Source organism: Streptomyces sp. NPDC048434, assembly GCF_043200375.1.
Taxonomy (GTDB): Bacteria; Actinomycetota; Actinomycetes; order Streptomycetales; family Streptomycetaceae; genus Streptomyces.
This window is the reverse complement of the sequence record NZ_JBICXQ010000049.1, coordinates 1-17,402: the sequence shown is the minus strand read 5'-3', so window position 1 is coordinate 17,402 and position 17,402 is coordinate 1. Positions and strand designations below refer to the sequence as shown.

General features: G+C 67.9%; 17 protein-coding genes. 7 read left to right on the top strand and 10 right to left on the bottom strand.

What is annotated here, in order from left to right:
• From ACGFWI_RS37060 to ACGFWI_RS37035, 6 genes are all read right to left on the bottom strand, one after another.
• Positions 1-462, bottom strand: a complete 462-nt coding sequence (locus ACGFWI_RS37060; protein WP_393910480.1) for a MarR family winged helix-turn-helix transcriptional regulator — start codon at positions 460-462, stop codon at positions 1-3.
• A gap of 293 nt (positions 463-755) precedes the next feature.
• Entirely contained in the window at positions 756-1,934 is a 1,179-nt protein-coding gene (locus ACGFWI_RS37055; protein ID WP_393910479.1) for an ABC transporter ATP-binding protein, read from the bottom strand.
• A 95-nt stretch (positions 1,935-2,029) separates the two neighbouring features.
• Positions 2,030-2,863 (bottom strand): carbohydrate ABC transporter permease, encoded by an 834-nt coding sequence (locus tag ACGFWI_RS37050; protein WP_393910478.1) that lies wholly within the window; start codon positions 2,861-2,863, stop codon positions 2,030-2,032.
• The gene (locus ACGFWI_RS37045) at positions 2,863-3,777 is read right to left on the bottom strand and encodes a carbohydrate ABC transporter permease (protein ID WP_393910477.1); all 915 of its coding nucleotides are present in this window, start codon (positions 3,775-3,777) and stop codon (positions 2,863-2,865) included. Before ACGFWI_RS37045 ends, ACGFWI_RS37050 begins: the two co-directional genes overlap by 1 nt.
• Positions 3,774-5,030, bottom strand: coding sequence for an ABC transporter substrate-binding protein (locus tag ACGFWI_RS37040; RefSeq protein WP_393910476.1), 1,257 nt, complete (start codon positions 5,028-5,030; stop codon positions 3,774-3,776). Before ACGFWI_RS37040 ends, ACGFWI_RS37045 begins: the two co-directional genes overlap by 4 nt.
• A gap of 394 nt (positions 5,031-5,424) precedes the next feature.
• Positions 5,425-6,495, bottom strand: coding sequence for a LacI family DNA-binding transcriptional regulator (locus ACGFWI_RS37035; protein WP_393910493.1), 1,071 nt, complete (start codon positions 6,493-6,495; stop codon positions 5,425-5,427).
• A gap of 653 nt (positions 6,496-7,148) precedes the next feature.
• On the opposite strand from ACGFWI_RS37035, the gene ACGFWI_RS37030 reads away from it, so the two are divergent.
• Positions 7,149-7,652 (top strand): ATP-binding protein, encoded by a 504-nt coding sequence (locus tag ACGFWI_RS37030; RefSeq protein WP_393910475.1) that lies wholly within the window; start codon positions 7,149-7,151, stop codon positions 7,650-7,652.
• Between the two features lie 29 nt (positions 7,653-7,681).
• Here ACGFWI_RS37030 and ACGFWI_RS37025 read toward each other — a convergent pair whose 3' ends face one another.
• Both ACGFWI_RS37025 and ACGFWI_RS37020 read right to left on the bottom strand, forming a co-directional pair.
• Positions 7,682-7,954 (bottom strand): hypothetical protein, encoded by a 273-nt coding sequence (locus tag ACGFWI_RS37025; RefSeq protein WP_393910474.1) that lies wholly within the window; start codon positions 7,952-7,954, stop codon positions 7,682-7,684.
• Between the two features lie 189 nt (positions 7,955-8,143).
• On the bottom strand, positions 8,144-9,208 hold the full coding sequence (locus tag ACGFWI_RS37020) for a LacI family DNA-binding transcriptional regulator (protein WP_393910473.1): 1,065 nt from the start codon (positions 9,206-9,208) through the stop codon (positions 8,144-8,146).
• Positions 9,209-9,639: 431 nt separating this feature from the next.
• On the opposite strand from ACGFWI_RS37020, the gene ACGFWI_RS37015 reads away from it, so the two are divergent.
• The 6 genes from ACGFWI_RS37015 to ACGFWI_RS36990 all read left to right on the top strand — a co-directional run bounded on the left by ACGFWI_RS37015 (position 9,640) and on the right by ACGFWI_RS36990 (position 15,547).
• Positions 9,640-10,944 (top strand): ABC transporter substrate-binding protein, encoded by a 1,305-nt coding sequence (locus ACGFWI_RS37015; protein WP_393910472.1) that lies wholly within the window; start codon positions 9,640-9,642, stop codon positions 10,942-10,944.
• An 18-nt stretch (positions 10,945-10,962) separates the two neighbouring features.
• Positions 10,963-11,979, top strand: coding sequence for a carbohydrate ABC transporter permease (locus ACGFWI_RS37010; RefSeq protein WP_393910471.1), 1,017 nt, complete (start codon positions 10,963-10,965; stop codon positions 11,977-11,979).
• A complete protein-coding gene (locus ACGFWI_RS37005; RefSeq protein WP_393910470.1) occupies positions 11,976-12,809 on the top strand; it encodes a carbohydrate ABC transporter permease in 834 nt (277 codons plus the stop codon). Before ACGFWI_RS37010 ends, ACGFWI_RS37005 begins: the two co-directional genes overlap by 4 nt.
• Positions 12,810-12,878: 69 nt before the next feature.
• Positions 12,879-14,510, top strand: a complete 1,632-nt coding sequence (locus ACGFWI_RS37000; RefSeq protein ID WP_393910469.1) for a glycoside hydrolase family 13 protein — start codon at positions 12,879-12,881, stop codon at positions 14,508-14,510.
• A gap of 379 nt (positions 14,511-14,889) precedes the next feature.
• Positions 14,890-15,201: a DUF6479 family protein gene (locus ACGFWI_RS36995; protein WP_393910468.1), complete on the top strand. Its 312-nt coding sequence runs from the start codon at positions 14,890-14,892 to the stop codon at positions 15,199-15,201.
• Entirely contained in the window at positions 15,179-15,547 is a 369-nt protein-coding gene (locus tag ACGFWI_RS36990) for a low affinity iron permease family protein (protein ID WP_393910467.1), read from the top strand. The genes ACGFWI_RS36995 and ACGFWI_RS36990 overlap by 23 nt, the downstream gene beginning before the upstream one ends.
• A 311-nt stretch (positions 15,548-15,858) precedes the next feature.
• On the opposite strand, the gene ACGFWI_RS36985 is transcribed toward ACGFWI_RS36990, so the two are convergent.
• Together ACGFWI_RS36985 and ACGFWI_RS36980 are read right to left on the bottom strand one after the other, a co-directional pair.
• Positions 15,859-16,485: a DNA polymerase ligase N-terminal domain-containing protein gene (locus tag ACGFWI_RS36985; protein WP_393910466.1), complete on the bottom strand. Its 627-nt coding sequence runs from the start codon at positions 16,483-16,485 to the stop codon at positions 15,859-15,861.
• Positions 16,486-16,964: 479 nt separating this feature from the next.
• A partial coding sequence (locus ACGFWI_RS36980) for a helix-turn-helix transcriptional regulator (protein ID WP_393910465.1) occupies positions 16,965-17,402 on the bottom strand: 438 nt, incomplete at its 5' end.

Here is a 17,402-nt window from a genome sequence, read left to right as displayed (position 1 = left end):
TCACCGGTCCAGGTGTGGATTGCCCACCTTCGCCTTGGACTCCTCGAATCTGGTCAGCAGGTCGGCCAGGGTTCGCACGTCCGCGGCGTCCCAGTCGGCGAGGAAGGCCGTGAAGCGGTCGAGGCCCTGCTCGGTCAGCCGGTCGAGCGCGTGCCGCCCGGATTCGGTGAGCGCGACAAAGCTGGAGCGGCGGTCCGCCGGGTCCGTCGTCAGTGTCACGTGGCCGGCCTGCTGAAGCGTCCGTAGTTGGTGGGTAACGGCCGATCGGTGCACCTCCAGGGCGGAGGCGATGTCGGACGGGCGCACCGCCTTGTCCGGGACCTCTCGCTCCGCCCAGCCGAGCACCTGGAGGACGGCGAGGGACGCTGCGTCCGGAATCCTGCGCCGGGCCCGCTCCACACCGGCAGCCACCGTGTTCACCGCGAACGCCAGCCGTGCCACGTCATCTCTGCTTGGTCGCATGACACCAAGGTAATGTAGTTGATTGAGTAAATCAACTGGATCGCTGGTGCGCGTTCGACGCGGTCGTCTCGGCGAGCGACGGCGTTCCAGTGGATCGATCCGGCGGTGCGGATGGTCGACGCCGTCGACGCGCTGTGGCCCGGAGGCGCCCTCGCCGTGATCGCCGCGCAACATGCGGTAGGCGCCGGCGAGTGTTCTTCGTCGAGGTCCAGGACTGCTACGAGCGTTTCGATCCGGCCCCCCTTCAGGACTGCGGACTCCCTGCTGGGGGGAAGGCGGCGAAGGGCGCGGGGTCACCTGCCCGGCCGGGTCAAGTGGATTCCGGTGGTGGGGTCGAAGACGCGGATTTTGGTGGTGTCGAGCCACAGTTGGAGTGGCCGGCCTTCGCGAGCGTGGGTGGCCGGGTTGAGTCGGGTGACCATCGGCTCGGGGCGTTGGCCTGCCGTAGCGGGTTCGGCTTCCGTTGTGAGCGCCCGTAGTTCGGCGGTGGAGGGGCTGCGTTCCGTGGTGAAGTACGCGTACACGTCGGAACCCAGGGGTTCCAGCACGTCGATCGTGGCGGTGAAGGTCACGCCGGTAGCTCGCCGTTCGCCGGTCAGTGCGGCGTCCTCGAAGTCCTCGGGGCGCAGGCCGACGATCAGCTTCCGCGGCGCGTTACGGCGTTCCAGGTCCTGCCGCTTCCGGTCGTCCAGGGGCAGCGCTCCGAGCGCGGTGCGCAGTGTGTCCTCTTCGAGTACGGCGGGGAGAAAGTTCATCGGGGGTGCGCCGATGAAGCCCGCAACGAACAGGTTTTGGGGGTGGTCGTAGAGGTGCTGTGGTGTGTCGATCTGCTGGACGATCCCGTCTCGCAGCACCACGACGCGGTCGCCGAGGGTCATGGCTTCGCTCTGGTCGTGGGTGACGTAGACGGTGGTGGTGCCCAGTCGGCGTTGAAGCCGGGCGATCTGGACCCGCATCTGGACACGGAGTTTCGCGTCAAGGTTGGAGAGCGGCTCGTCCATGAGGAAAGCTCTGGGGTTGCGCACGATCGCACGTCCCATCGCCACCCTCTGCCGTTGGCCGCCGGAGAGGTGAGCGGGCTTGCGGTCCAGGTGCCCGGTCAGGTCGAGAATGCGTGCGGCCTCCTCGACCTTGGCGTTGATCGCGGCCTTGTCCTCCTTGGCCAGGCGCAGCGGGAATCCCATGTTCTTACGTGCGGTCATGTGCGGGTAGAGAGCGTAGTTTTGGAAGACCATCGCGATATTGCGGTCCTTGGGCGGGCTGTCGTTGACGATGCCCCCGTTGATGCGCACCGTGCCGGAGGTGATGTCCTCCAGTCCGGCGATCATGTTCAAGGCTGTCGTCTTTCCGCACCCGGACGGGCCGATGAGGGTCACGAACTCGCCGTCCGCGATGTCGAGATCGACGTCCCGCACTGCGTATGCGCCGCCGGGGTAGCGCTTGGTGAGCCCCTCCAGCGTGATGCGGGCCATGGTGGTGCCTCCTCAAGTGTCGGTCCTTGACCTGCCGGTCCTCGGTGTCCGGGGGCGCCGGGTCGTCGTAGTCGTCGCGCGGGTCGTCGGCCCGTTCATCCCTTGACGGCCCCGGCGGTGAGTCCGGAGACGATCCGGCGCTGGGAGATCAGCACGAACACGATGATCGGAACGGTGATCACCACGGCCGCGGCGCTGATCGATCCGGTCGGCTGCTCGAAGAGCGAGCTGCCGGTGAAGAACGCGATGGCGGCCGGGACGGTTCGGGCTCGGGTGGTGGCGGTCAGCGAGATGGCGAAGAGGAAGTCGTTCCAGGCGACGATGAAGACGAGGATGGCCGTGGTGACGATGCCGGGAGCCGCCAAGGGGGCGATGACGAGCCGGAGCGTCTGGGCCGGGGAGGCACCGTCGACCTTCGCGGCCTTCTCCAGGTCCCAGGGGACCTCACGGAAGAACACCGCGAGCATGTAGATCGACAGCGGCAGCGAGAAGGTCATGTAGGGGACGATCAGTCCTGGCCAGGTGTCGAAGATTCCAAGCAGCCGCTCGACGTTGAACAGCGGTGCGACCAGGGAGATCTGCGGGAACATCACCGTCAGCAGCGAGAAGCCCAGCAGGAGGCGCTTGCCGGCGAAGCGCATCCTCGCCACGGCGTACGCGGCCATCATGCCCAGTACGACCGCGATCACGGTGGTGATCAGTGCGATGCCGATCGAGTTGATGAGCGCGCGGGTGAATTCGGCGGTCGCGAAGATGCCACGGTAGTTGGCGAGCGACCACTTCTTCGGGAGGAACGAGCCGTCCGAGAGCGCTGCGGGGTCCTTGAACGACAGTGAGACCAGCCAGCAGACCGGAATCAGAGCGTAGAGCAGGACCACGAGGTTCGCGAGGCTCCAGCCGGTGAGTCGCGCGCGACGGGCCGTGGCCATCAGCGTGGTCCCTCCCTGTCGGGTGCGGCAGTGCCGAACAGAGCGATGAAGACGAAGGCGATGACAGCGACACAGATGAAGATCAGGATCGAAACCGCTGACCCAATGCCGAGGTTCAGGGCCGTGAAAAGGTTGTCGTATCCGAGGATCGACACCGAGCCGGTTCCGTTCGATCCCGAGGTCAGCACGTAGATGTTGTCGAAGATCCGGAACGCGTCCAGGGTACGGAACAGCACAGCCACCAGGATGGCCGGCTTCATGAGCGGCAGGGTCACCATGATGAAGCGCTGCCAGGTCGTGGCGCCGTCGACCAGCGACGCCCGCAGCAGCTCTTCGGGCACCAGGGCGAGCCCGGAGAGCAGCAGCAAGGCCATGAACGGGGTGGTCTTCCACACTTCCGCCAGGATGATCAGCGCGAGGGACTGCCAGTGGTGGGTCAGCGGCGCGCTGCCCGCGGGCAGCAGGTTTGCCAGGTATCCGGTGCCCGGGGTCCAGGCGTACTGCCAGGAGAAGGCCGCGACCACGGTGACGATGCCGTACGGGATCAGAACCAGCGTGCGCACCGCATCTCGGCCGACGATCGTCCGGTGTATGACCAGGGCGAGCAGCATGCCCAGGACGAGTTCGACCGCGACGGACACGACGGTGATCAGCGTGGTCACCCAGAGCGCCTGCCACCAGAAGGGGGAGGAGAGCACCGCTGTGTAGTTGCTGAAGCCGATGAAGTGTGCCAGCCTCGGGAACCGCAGATCGTAGCGTTGCAGGGACAGGTAGGCACTGTATCCGATGGGGTAGGCGGTCACGGCGAGGAGGACGAGGACCGCCGGCGCGCACAGCAGCCAGGCCAGCCGCTGTTCCTGCCGAGCCCCCAGGGACCCGACGCGTCGGGTATGCGACTGTTTGCGTCTGCTCAAGGGATCAGCCCCCTGGAGTGCAGGGCGTCCGAGATCTGGAACCTCAGACGGCGGACCGCGCTTACCGGATGGATCTCGGCCGGGGGCGAGAGCGTGTGGGAGATCGCGATCGAGACGTTCTGGTAGGCCGGAGTCTGCGGTCGTAGGCCGGCCGATTCCAGGGCGGACAGTACCTCGTGGGCGAACGGGAAGCCGGCGATGACCGCCGGGTCGGAGTACAAACTCCTTAAGGTGGGCGGTAGTCCGCCCCGGACCGCGGCCATCTTCTGGTTGGCGCGGTCGCGCAGGCAGAGCGCTGCCTGGAAGGCGGCCTCGGGATGCGGTGAGGAGGCGCTCACGGCCAGGTCGTTACCGCCGATGGTGGTGTGCGCGGGCCGGCCCGGGAACACCCTTGGGTACGGTGCCCACTTGAAACGCCGGAACAGGGACGGGTTGTCGGCCTTCATCGCTGGATACACGTACGGCCAGTTGAGTTCGAAGGCGGCGGTGCCGTTCTCCATGGCGAGCCGGTTCTGGTCCTCCATCTGGTTGGCCAGGGACGGATCCGCGGCCGGGGAGGTCGCGAGTTCACGCATGATGCGGGTCGCGGTCAGCACCGGCGCGCCGAGGACGGGCGCGGACGCATCGGGTTTCAGCACCGATCCCCCGGCGCTCGTCACCAAGGTGTTGAACCAGATGGTCAAGCCTTCGTACCGGCCGCCCTGAATTTCCACGTAGTGGGGCTTGTGCCGCTGCGCGAGACGGCGAGCCATCGCCAGCATCTGCGCCCAGGTCGCGGGAGGCTTGGGGACCAGGTCCGTGCGGTACCACAGCAGCTGGGTGTTGGCGTTGGACGGGACGGCGTACAGACGGCCCCGCCAGGTCCCGGTGCGCAGCGACACCGGCAAGGTGTCCTGGACGGCCTGCTGCCGCACTTCGCCGGACCACGGCAGTACCCAGCGGGCTTCGGCGAATTCCGGCGCCCACGTCACGTCGAGACCGAGAATGTCCAACGTGGGGTCGTGGGCGGCAAGTCTGCGTACCAACTGCTCACGTTGCCGGTCAGCGGCACGCGGCAACTTGTGATAGTCGATCACATAGCGGCCGTGCGACCCTCGGCTGCAGTTGGTGGCGGCCTGTTGGAGAGCTCCGGAGTCATCAGGAAAGGTGTACCAGTTGATCACGGTCCGGCCCGATGGCGCAGGTCCACCGCACGCAACGGCCAGCAGGAGCGCCGCCACAGCTGTTCGCCGCCGGAAGCGGAAGCCGCTCACGGTACGCCCCTTCGACGCCGACCCCTCGGCCCGGCGAGCCACTACGACACATTAGTCTGTTTTGTCACATCTGGACGGTAGGCAGTACTCGCCCCTCCAGCAAGCACCTGGCTGCGTGTCCCGAGGGAGGGGCACGCAGCCAGGCGTACCCACCGAGCCATGCCTCGTGCTCGCGTGGTCGGGGCTGCAACCGAAGGTGCCTTGCTACCGGATCAGGGCAGAGGCACGCCGTTCCGCGGTCGGCCGATGGGCGATGGGGCGTCCCCACAGACCGCAGCGCCCGTGCGGCCGGAGTGCGGAGATCGCGCCGCGCGCCAAGCCCCGATCCGTCACTTCGCGGAGCGCCTGCGTAGCGGCTGGCGGCGCCCGCGTCCGAGGGCACAGTGACGGGGCTTCAGGAGCCGTTTACCGTACGGCCTGGTGACGGTGGTTCCTGCTGAGCCACGGCAGGAGTCTCCGCCTGGTGGTCCGTTGGCGGCGGGGCCGTGCTCCCTCGGGGGATCAGATGGGTGGGGAGCACGATGTGCCGGGTTGGGTCGCTGCTCGGATCCGTGAGGACCGATGAGACAAGCTCGGCGGCGATGCATCCCGTGCGCCAAGCGGACTGGGCGACGGTGGACAGGTCGAGAGATTCTGCCAGGGGGTGGTCGTCGAAGCCGAGGACGGACATCCGCCCGGGTACGTCGATGCCGCAGGACCGCAGGATGCTCATCACTTCAAAGGCCATGTCGTCGGATTCCACGAAGAGAGCGGTGGGCATCTGCGGCAAGCTCAACAGCGAGCCGACCGCCTCCCGGATGCCGCTACGGCTGTATTCGGCGCGCACCACAAGACTGTCGTCATAGGGCAATCCGGCTTCCTCCAGGGCCTCGCGGTAGCCGACCAGCCGGTCATACGCGCTCCAGACGAAGGAGTCCGCGGCGGCAGACTGAAGATAGGTGATGCGCCGGTGCCCGAGGTTCAGCAGGTACTGCATGCCCTGGCGGGCGCCCGCGACGTCATCGATGTAGACGCTGGCCCTGTCAGGGGCGTGCTGGCTGACGTACACCACGGGTACGCCGAGTTCATCGAGCCGCTCCCGCTCCTCCTCGGTGAGGATGAAGGAGACCACCATCACGGCGTCGGCGTTGCGCCGGGCCGGCAGCCGCTCGAAGAAGGCAGCCCGCTCGGTCGTATCGGTGATGGCGTAGACCAGCAGATCCAGGCCGGCTTCGCGCAGCCCTCCCGCCATGCCGGTAAGGCAGGTGCCGAGGAACCACGGGGCGCGCGGGAGGCCGGGAGTCAATACAGCGACCCGGCGGGTCTTGCCCGTGACGAGACTCGACGCACTACGGGAGAGGGCAAACGACAGCTCCCGGGCTGCCCGTTCCACGCGGATCCGGGCCTCCGGGGACACCGTCGGCACTCCGCGAAGGGCCCGCGAAACCGTCGATGTCGAGACCCCGGCCCTGCGCGCCACATCCATCAACGTGGCCTGGCGCTGATCTCCGGCCATAGATCGAACGTAGCACGCCGGCCCATTTGCCAGACCCCCGTGGCGCCCGCCGCACCGATCACCGCGACCCCTGTCGAATGCCATGCCGGAACGCCCAGCCCGAGGGCCATTCCGCTCGGCCGTCAGGCTTCCCACACCCGAGGACTGTCACGTGAAGAGACGGCCGCCCAACGCAGAGTTAAATTCAGAGACTCATGCAAAGCAATCACGAGAACGCTGTCTTTGCAGGTCTCACGAGACCATCTTTGCGGGATGCACCGTCTGGATGCAGTCGACGAATGAGCGGCACATACGCCATCTAGCTGCACCGATGCTGTCGTGAGCGTACGCGAGGACTTGAGAAAAAAATCTTGGCAGCGCTGTCTTGACTTCTCCCAAAGCCGGGGCGCAACCTGAAGGAGAAGCCAAATAAATACGCATTTTGCTCGCATTGCCAGCAAGCGTTGTCCGACCCCAGAAGTGAGAGCCCTGCGCTCAAACCTTGATCACCACCAGGTCGAGCCAGAGCCACACCCGGCAGGCACCCACATGGGCCGAGATCGCCGTCCGATGACCACAGCCCGACGGCGGCCGCACCGCAGGCAAGCCCCTCGCCGTCTATCCGAACGTCAGGCACGACACCCATGCCCACACTCGCAGCGCCCCCGCACACCGCGCCTCGCTCATCCGCCCACTTCAACCGCCTCCCCTTCGCGGCCGTCACACCGCGGCCCACGCAGCGGCGGGCCCTCATCGCTGTGCCCGCACAGGAGGAGTGGGTGGGCAGCGCCCGCCGTTTCGCCTCCACCACGGTCACCCAATGGCGCCTGTCCAGTGACGAGCACGACAACGCGATGCTCGTCGCGGGAGAACTGGCCGCCAACGCGGCCCGGCACGGGTCCAGCGACATGACGCTGCAGCTCATCCTTGACCCGGGGCTGCTCCGCATCGCCGTCGACGACCACGGAGGCGCGTGCCCCCACCAGCAGCCTTCCGCCGATCACGATCCGGACGAACACGGTCGTGGCATGCACATCGTCAGCCTGCTCGCGACCACGGTGGAGACCCGTCGGCACGACAACGGCCGATGCGTCGAGGCCTGCCTGATTGTGGAGCGCGTTCGCTCAGATGAATCACCCGGCAGTTGACACGGCCGTGTTCTCGCATGGCTTTGCCCTTACGGGCAGGCGGAGTTGGGTCCGCGCACCCGCACGACGGTGAGGTCGATCATCGGCCGGCGGCACCTCGATGCCGGTGGCCCGCACTCCTCGCTGTGCGAGCGGGACAGTACGCGGCCGGTACCGACGGCGAACTTGAGCGCCCCTCCCCCGTGCGCGAGTTCGGCGCGACGGTCCGAAGTCGGCTCCAGAATCTCTGGCACGAACATGCCTGTGCTGGGCGTCTCATAGCCCTGGGCGGCTGCCACGTCCCAGAACTCGTCCTGTCGCATGCCGTCCACAACTCCCGGAACAGGCAACGGTGTTAACGGACTTCGCGGTCCCGAACCATGACTCCCGTCTCCCGGTACCGGCGATCTCGGGTACCAGGGTTCGGGGTACCGCTTCGGCCCCAATCGGCAGCCACTGTCGCCGGCAAGACCAAGGGACACACATTGACTGATGCGGCACCAGGACACGGCCTAAGCCCCGGGCTCTCCCGCGCCGCCGCCCGTCTCCCCGCCGCCCGGCAGCGGGACCGTACTGCCCCGGGGGATCAGCTGGGTGGGCAGGACGATGTGCCGCGCCGGGTCGGCGTCCGGGTCGTTGAGGAGGGAGCGGGCCAGTTCGCCGGCGGCGCGGCCGATGTCCTCGGGGGACTGGGCGATCGTGGTGAGGTCGGACCACTCGGCGATCGGGTGGTCGTCAAAGCCGAGGACGGACATCCGTTCCGGGACGTCGATACGGGCCTTGCGCAGCGTCCAGATGACGGAGGCGGCGAGCTCGTCCTGTTCGGCGAAGATCGCGGTGGGCGCATCCCGCAGGCTGAGCAGCTCACCGACGGCTTCCACGATGCTGCGCTTGTCGGCGACGGGGGCGGCGACCACGAGATCGTCGTCCAGGGGGACACCCGCCTCGGTGAGCGCCTGCTGGTAGCCGATGAGCCGTTCGTTGGAGCTGAAGGCGAATCCGCTGGCGCCGACCGACTGGACGAAGGCGATACGGCGGTGTCCGAGATTGAGCAGATGCTGGGTGCCGCGGCGTGCCCCGGCCACATCGTCGACATACACGCTCGGGCTGCCCTCGGCGTGCTGGCTGACGTAGATCACCGGCATCTGGAGGTCGTCGAGCCGCGCGGTCTCCTCCTCGGTGAGGTCGAAGCAGAAGACCAGCAGCGCATCGGCGTTCCGTCGGGCCGGCAGCCGCTCGAAGAAGTCGGCGCGCTCGCTCATCTCCGAGGTGACGTAGACGAGCAGGTCCATGCCCGCCGCGCGCAGCCGCGGCCCGAGTGTGGAGACCGCCGAGCCGATGAACCAGGACGTGAGTGTCGGAGTGAGCACCGCGACCACGCCGGTTTTGCCGGTGACGAGGCTGGCGGCCTGCCGGGAGACCGCGAAATTCAGCTCACGGGCCGCCTGCTCGACGCGCGCACGGACTTGCGGCGAGACCGTCGACAGACCGCGCAGCGTGCGCGAAACGGTGGAGGTGGAGACCCCGGCCCGCTCGGCGACATCGGCCATCGTGGGGTGCCGTTGAGCTGGAGGCATGAGCGGACGGTAGCACAGCGAGCACACCTTCACGAGGGCGATATGACAGCGCTGTCATGCCCGTGCGCGTTGACCTGTCACGCCATCTCCCCTGTAAAGGCTGCATGGTGCACCCGAATGACCCGCGGATTACCGCGACGTAACGCATTGACTTCCCTTGTGCGGCTGCCTAGCTTGAAAGCGCTGTCATGAAGTGGTTGAAGCAATTCAGGCGGAGCGAACCTCCGATGCTTTGACCTGCGACTTTGTCGCGATCAGTGGGGATGGCAGCGCAATCGCGACAAATTCGCCATGCCTTCATGGCCCTCTTGCATCCCGTCACATTCCAACGATGCCGCCCGCCCGGACGTCCGCTGCCGTGGTGACCGGCAGACCGCTTCGTCCCACTCGGCCAGGAGAGATTCCATACCGCTCGACCAGGAGAGACAGAGTTGAAAACCAGGACCACCAGAGCACTGAGCGCGGGCGCGGCTCTCGCCGGGCTGGCGTCCGTCGCGGCCTGCGGCGGCAGCGGCTCCGGCACCGTCACGGGCGGCAAGCCCTCCTTCGAAGGGCGCGGCCCCATCACGTACGTCGCCGGCAAGGACACCAGTGGCGTCATCCAGCACGTGCTCGACCGCTGGAACAAGCTGCACCCGAAGGAAAAGGTCACCTTCATCCAGCTGCCGACGGACCCCGACGCGCAGCGTCAGCAGATGATCCAGAACGCGCAGACGAAATCCGATGCCTATACGGTGCTGTCCCTCGACGCCGTGTGGACCTCGGAGTTCGCCGCGCACCGGTGGGTCGACCGGCTGCCGGAGGACCGTTTCCCGCTGCGGCAGATGCTGAAGCCGATCGTGAAGACCGGAGAGTACCGCGACGGTCTGTACGCCGTCCCGATGAGTTCGGACGGCGGGATGCTCTACTACCGCACCGATCTGCTCAAGAAGGCCGGTATCGCCCGGCCGCCGGTCACCTGGGCCGAGATGAAGGCGGACTGCACCAAGGTGAAGAAGCTGCCCGAGGCGAAGGGCATGTCCTGTTACGCCGGGCAGTTCCAGAAGTACGAGGGCCTGACGGTCAACGTCGCCGAGGCCGTGAACTCCGCCGGCGGCGTCGTCACCGACGCCAAGGGCCGGCCGCACCTGGACAGCCCCCGGGCGAGGAAGGGCCTGGACTTCCTGGTCGACTCCTTCAAGGACGGCACGATCCCCAAGGACGCCCTCACTTACTTGGAGGAGGACGGACGGCGCGCCTTCCAGTCCGGGAAGCTCGTCTTCCTGCGGAACTGGCCGTACATGTATGCCCTGGCGTCCAAGAAGGACGGCTCCAGCAAGGTCGCCGGCAAGTTCTCCGCCGCGCCGCTGCCCGGCCTCGACGGCCCCGGCACCTCCAGCCTCGGCGGCCACAACATGGCCCTGTCGGCCTCCGCCGAGAACAAGGCCACGGCGATCGACTTCATGAAGTTCTTCGCCAGCCAGGAGATCCAGCGGTTCACGCTGTCCCGCGCACCGGGCGCTCCGACCTACCACGCGCTCTACAACGACCCGAAGTTGATCAAGCAGTATCCGTACCTCCCGACCCTCAAGAAGTCGGTCCTGCGCGCCGTGCCGCGGCCCCGGGTGTTCCAGTACGGCGATGTCACCGCGGCGATCCAGCAGGAGGCCTTTGCCGCTCTGACCGGCAGCAAGAGCAGTGCGCAGGCGCTGAAGGACCTTCAGAAGACCCTTCAGCAGCAGCCCGCGGCGGACTGAGCGAACGAGGAGTACGTCATGGCGACAACACACACCACGGCAGCGCCACGGGCACCGCTGTCCGTACCGGCCAAGCCCCCGAGACGACAGCGCAAGGCGACCTCAGGGTCCGGTCGGCTCGCGGCCCTGCTGATTTCCCCGACGCTGCTGGTGCTGATGATCGTGGTTCTCTACCCGACGATCGTGGCCCTCAAGGACTCGCTGTTCGGCACCCCGGGACTCGACCCGAAGACCGGATTCGTCCGGGACACCGATCCGTTCGTGGGAACCGAGAACTACACCGCGATCTTCGGGGAGGCAGGCGCCCGGTTCTGGAACGCCTTCTGGAACACCACCTTTCTCACCGTCACCACGGTCGCGCTGGAAACCGTGATCGGGGTGGCGATGGCGCTGATCATGCACCGCGCCTTTCAGGGCCGTGCCCTGGTCCGGGCCAGCATCCTGGTGCCGTGGGCCGTACCCACCGCCGTCAGCGGTCTGCTGTGGCGCTGGATCTTCAACAGTGACGGCATCGCCAATGCCGTCACCGGTCAGCATGTGCTGTGGACGACCGAGGGCTTCCACGCCAAGGTCGCGGTCATCATCGCCGACGTATGGAAGACCGCACCGTTCATCGGTCTGCTGGTGCTGGCGGGTCTCCAGGTGATCGACAAATCGGTCTACGAAGCGGCCAGGATCGACGGGGCGAGTGCGCTGCGCCAGTTCAGGCACGTCACCCTGCCCCTGGTGAAGCCCGCCCTGCTGGTGGCCGTGCTCTTCCGGACGCTCGACGCGCTGCGCATGTTCGACCTGCCGTACATCCTCATCGGTGCGCAGAAGACGTCCGTGGAGACGCTGTCGATGCTCGCCCAGGACCAGGCCGCGAATGTACGGTTCGGACCCGCCGCGGCCTATGCGGTGATCCTCTTCATCTATGTCTTCCTGATAGCGCTGGCCTTCGTCCGGCTGCTCGGTGCCAATGTCGTCGGGGACGACGACGCGGGCCCGAAGCGCAGCCGGTGGCTGCCGCGCCGGCGTACGGAGGTGGCGGCATGACGAACTCGCTGAACTGGCGCAAGTGGCTGTTGTACGCGGGAGTCGCGGCGGTCGTCGCCTACTGCCTCGCACCGTTCTACTGGATGCTGGTTTCCAGTCTGCGCCGTACGTCCGACATCTTCGACAACTCGCTGTTCCCGACCCGGATTTCGTTCGAGAACTACCTCGCGGTCCTCGACCCCTCCGAGTCCTTCACCCGCGCCTTGCTCAACAGCGTGGTCGTGGCCGGCATCACCACCGTCCTGGCGCTGATCCTCGCCACCTTCACCGCCTATGCGATGGCGCGGCTGGAGTTCCGGCTCAAACGGCTGGTGCTCACCCTGATCATCGCCACCTCGATGTTCCCGGTAGTGTCGATCATGGTCCCGCTGCTGAAGATGTTCGTCGACTTCGGCTGGATCAACACCTACCAGTCGATGATCGTGCCCAGCATGTCCTTCACCCTGCCGCTCGCGGTGTGGAACCTCACCGCGTTCTTCCGGCAGATGCCCCACGAGCTGGAGCATGCGGCCATGGTCGACGGCTGCACCCGCGGCCAGGCCTTCCGCAAGGTCATCATCCCGCTGGCCGCGCCCGGCATCTTCACCACCGCGATCATCACCTTCATCGCGGCCTGGAACGAGTTCCTGATCGCCCTGTCGATGACGAACAAAGCGGAGATGCAGACCGCACCCGTGGCGATCTCCAAGTTCTCCGGGGCCACCCAGTTCGAGACGCCGTTCGGCAGCCAGATGGCTGCCGGCGTCCTCGTCACCATTCCGCTGGTGATCATGGTGCTGGTCTTCCAGCGCCGGATCGTCGCCGGCCTCACCGCCGGCGCGGCGAAGTAGCCCCCTTTCCCCTTTGCCGCACGCCCCGTTTTTACCGCACGCCCCGTTGTTCAAGGAGTACGCACGACCATGTCCAGCACCGCACCCTGGTGGCGCAGCGCCGTCATCTACCAGGTCTACATCCGCAGCTTCGCCGACGCGAACGGCGACGGGATCGGTGACATCGCAGGCATCCGCTCGCGCCTGCCCTATCTCAAGTCCCTTGGCGTCGACGCCATTTGGATCAACCCCTGGTACAAGTCGCCGATGGCCGACCACGGATATGACGTGGCGGACTTCCGGGAGATCGACCCGCTGTTCGGCAGCGTCGCGGAGGCCGAGGAGCTCATCAAGGAGGCGCATCAGTACGGCCTCCGCGTCATCCCCGACATCGTGCCCAACCACACCTCCGACCAGCACGTCTGGTTCCAGGCTGCGCTGGCTGCCGGGCCCGGTAGCCCGGAGCGCGAGCGCTATATTTTCCGGGATGGACGCGGCCCCGACGGCGCCGAGCCGCCCAACGACTGGAAGTCCGTCTTCGGCGGCCCGGCCTGGGAGCGGCTGCCCGACGGACAGTGGTATCTGCATCTGTTCGCCCCCGAGCAGCCGGACCTCAACTGGGAGAACCCGGAGGTACGCGCCGAGTTCGAGGACATTCTGCGGTTCTGGTTCAGCCGGGGCGTCGACGGATTCCGGATCGACGTGGCACACGGTCTGATCAAGCACCCGGACCTGCCCGACCTGCCGCCCCTCCCGGACGCTGGCGCCCAGGAGCCCGTCGACCACCCGCACTGGGACCGCGACGAGGTGCACGAGATCTACCGTGCGTGGCGCCGGGTGGCCGACGAGTTCCCCGGCGACCGCAAGTTCGTCGCCGAGGCATGGGCGCCCACCCCCGAGCGGCTCGCCCGCTACGTACGGCAGGACGGCCTGCACACGGCCTTCAACTTCGACTTCCTGATGACCAGTTGGGATCCCACGGCGCTGCGCGAGGTCATCGACAGTTCGCTCGACACCCTCGGCTCCGTCGGTGCCCCTGCCACCTGGGTGCTCTCCAACCACGACGTCGTACGCCACCCCAGCCGCTTCGGCCGCAGGGTGGTCAAGAAGTGGGTCGCCAATACGCCTTACCGGCCCGAAGGCCCCCTCGACCTCGAACTCGGCACCCGGCGCGCCCGCGCCGCCGCCCTGCTGATGCTCGCCCTCCCGGGCGGCGCGTACGTCTACCAGGGCGAGGAACTCGGACTCCCGGAAGTCGAGGATCTGCCCGAGGAGGTGTTGCAGGACCCCATCTGGGAGCGCTCGGGACACACGGACCACGGCCGGGACGGCTGCCGGGTGCCGATCCCGTGGGCCGGGCAGAAGGCACCGTTCGGGTTCAGCCCCAACGATGCCACCGCGGCTCCCTGGCTGCCCCAGCCGACGTACTGGCACGCCCTCAGCGTCGAGGCACAGACCGGCGACGAGACGTCCATGCTGGAGCTCTACCGCCGCGCCCTGCACCTGCGCCGCGACCATGCCGCGCTCGGCGACTCCGGCCTGACCTGGCTTGACACCCCGGCCGGAGTGCTCGCCTTCACCCGCGAGCCGGGCTTCGCCTGCGTCGTCAACCTCTCCTCCGAACCGTACGCGCTCCCGGAGCACGACTCGGTGCTGCTGGCGAGCGGTCACATCGAGGACGGCCGGCTGGGGGCGGACGAGGCGGTCTGGTTGGCGCTGTAACCGGGGGAAGCGCCAACCGCCTCCCGTGGGCGACCGACCGACCGCTCAGGCCGGTCGGTCGCCCACAGGGAGTGCGCTCGCGTACGCCGGCCCACTCCCACACCACCCCAGGAGAACCGACCAACCGAGCCGACCGGTCGGCGACGACGCGACCACCGTCCGGATGGACTCGGCGCAGGTGCGTGCCCCGCCACGAGACCGCAGCCGGGTGGCCGAGACTTGGCCTTGGGCGGCGCCGTGCCGCTCGCCAGGATGCCAGGACGCCAGGCTGATGTGGCTCGGCCATGCGGCACGACCGGCGCCGCTGGGAAGGGGTGGTCTGCCCGGTACGCCTAGCTTTCACCTCGTCGGGTAACCGGCCCGGATGGAGACTATGACCATGGCCTCATCCCATCTGCCCCTGCCCGGACAACTGGCCGCCCCCCACGGGACAAGCGGTGTATTGCTCGTCATTGCGGGCGTTGCCCTGGTCGCCGTGCTGCTCGCGGCCTTCGCATGGGGGCGGCGGCTCAAAGCCCGTGAGCCCGGTCCGCCCCGTCCCGAGGAGCAGCCGCGCCTGCCGGAGGGCGGGCCGGTCGGCGACATCGTGGAGAGCCAGGAGACCGAGGAGCTCACCCGAACAGAGCAACGGCGTACTCCGCATGAGCTGAAGGGCTATGGCGGCAGCCATGACGGTTCGCCACCCCGCTGACCGAGGCGGCGAGAAGCGGGGACGATTCGCCGAGTTCGCCGAGAAGGCTTCGCTCTTCACCAGCTCCCCCGCCTTCTTCGTCATCTGCCTAGCTCTGGTGGCCTTCTTCGTGGCCGTCCACCTCGCGCATCTGTCGGTCGAGTGGCAGGTGCTGGCCGGCGATGTGATGACCGCGGTCACCCTCCTGCTCCTGGCGCTGCTGAAGAACTCCGAGCTGCGCGCGGAACACGCCATCCAGCGGAAGCTGGACGCCTTGGCAGCCGCCCTGCTGGAAGAGCACGGGGCGAAAGGCGGCCAAGCCGCCGAGGACCTCAGAAAGGTCATCCGCTTGGAGGACGAGACATGACGCAGCGCCGCGTCGCCCGCACCTGGCGAAACTGGCGCCGACCGCCCGAACTTCCGCGCCGGCCGGGGCCATGGATGTGGAGAGCGCCAACCGCCGCTTTTTGATGTACGGCGTGCTGCCCCTGTGGTTCGTACCGTCGGTCGGCGACTGGGTCATGCACCGGCGTACCCGCATCGAGGACACCACCGGGGTGCGGGAATCGGCTGTGCCCGCGTTGCGGAGGCCGGGGTTCCGGTCGCGCTGGGGCTGCTGGCGAGGGTCAACCCGCTCGTGCGTTCGTCCGGGGCAGCGCCGCCAGCAGCTCACCGGGCTCACTCATCACCGCCCCCTCCGCCCCCGGATTCCTCCTCGGCGACGCGCTTCAGGGTCCGGCCGGTGCGGACGGACCGGGCCCGGCGGGCGTCGGGGGTGCCACGCGCTCCGGCCCGCTCGTCGCTCTCCTTGATCAGCAGCCAGGCCTCCCGCCCCCCTGAGCCGCCGCCGCGGAACCGGGTGAGCGCATAGCCGCCGTGCAGCTTGCTGCCCTCGAGCCAGAAGGACGCATGGCCGCTGTCCAGTGCCTCGCCGAACGTGCCGCCACGTCGCTTCTTCCCCGGGAGCGGGCGGTAGCTGCCCTCGTCCCAGACGATCACGGCGCCTGCTCCGTACTCCCCTTCCGCGATGACTCCTTCGAACTCCCGGTATTCCAGCGGGTGGTCCTCGGTGGGCATCGCCAGCCGCTTGTCCTGCGGGTCCGTGGACGGGCCCTTCGGCACGGACCACGACTTCAGCACGCCGTCGACCTCCAGGCGGAAATCGAAGTGCAGGGTGCTGGCGTCGTGGATCTGCACCACGAAGCACGGCATGTCACCGGAGGAGGACTGCTCGCCCTGCGGTTCGCGGGTCCGGTCGAAGTGCCGTTTGCCACGGTACGTGTCCAGTCCATCCCTGTCGGTCACGGTTCCGCCCGCCTTTCTTCGAAGGCCGCCTCTCTCACTCTGGCGCGCGGCCGACGGCGGCGCATGTGCACCTTCGGGCCCGCGCCCCTCTGCCCTCGACTGTCCAAATCGGTGAGTGACACTGCCTGCCAAGGGCACGCGATCGCAGTTGCCGGGGTTCCCGGTTGGCGGGCAGGTGCAGCGCGGCAGAGGGGGCGGCGTCGGCGGCAGGATGCCCGCCGCGACCTCGGCCGTCATGAGGACCTCCAGGTCGGCCTGGACCAGCGCGAGCCGGTGGCCGCCCTCGGTGTAGGTGACGGTCGACGACGGCGGAGGAGGCCAGCGACGAACGGTGTGCCGTCCCGAGCTGGCCTCCTCCGCGTCCGACGCCCGGGACCATTCCGCCGAGCAGGAACGTCATCTCCGAAGGGTCGCCGACTCCGCCGGACATCAGTGAGCCTTCACGGCGGCCCGGGAAACAGCGGATTCTGCCTGCGCGTTCAGCCGCCGGACGGGCTGAGCCTCGCGCCCGGTCCCGCCGCACCGCCCGGTAGGACGTCCGGCACCGGGCCGAGTCCGGCCAGGCTCCCGTCCAGCCAGGCCGCCACCAGCTCCACCCGCGAGCGTCTGCCGGTGCGCTGGAACAGCCGGGCCAGCCGTTGTTCGATCGTCTTCTCGCTGCACGCCAGGCGGGCCGCGATCTGCCGGTTGGTCGCGCCTTCGCTGACCATGCCGATCAGCCGTACGTCCGCCTCGCTCAGGCCCTCGCGTGCCGAACGGCCCCGCGGCAGCGGCACGTTGCGGCGTTGCGCCGACCGGCCGAGCAGGACGCGCCCGGGGCGCCCGAGCGACAGCAGGTGGGTGTGCCGCGCCGCCTCGGCCAGCCACGGCTGGGGATCGTCGCCGACCTCGGCGAGGACCTGGCAGCAGTACAGCAT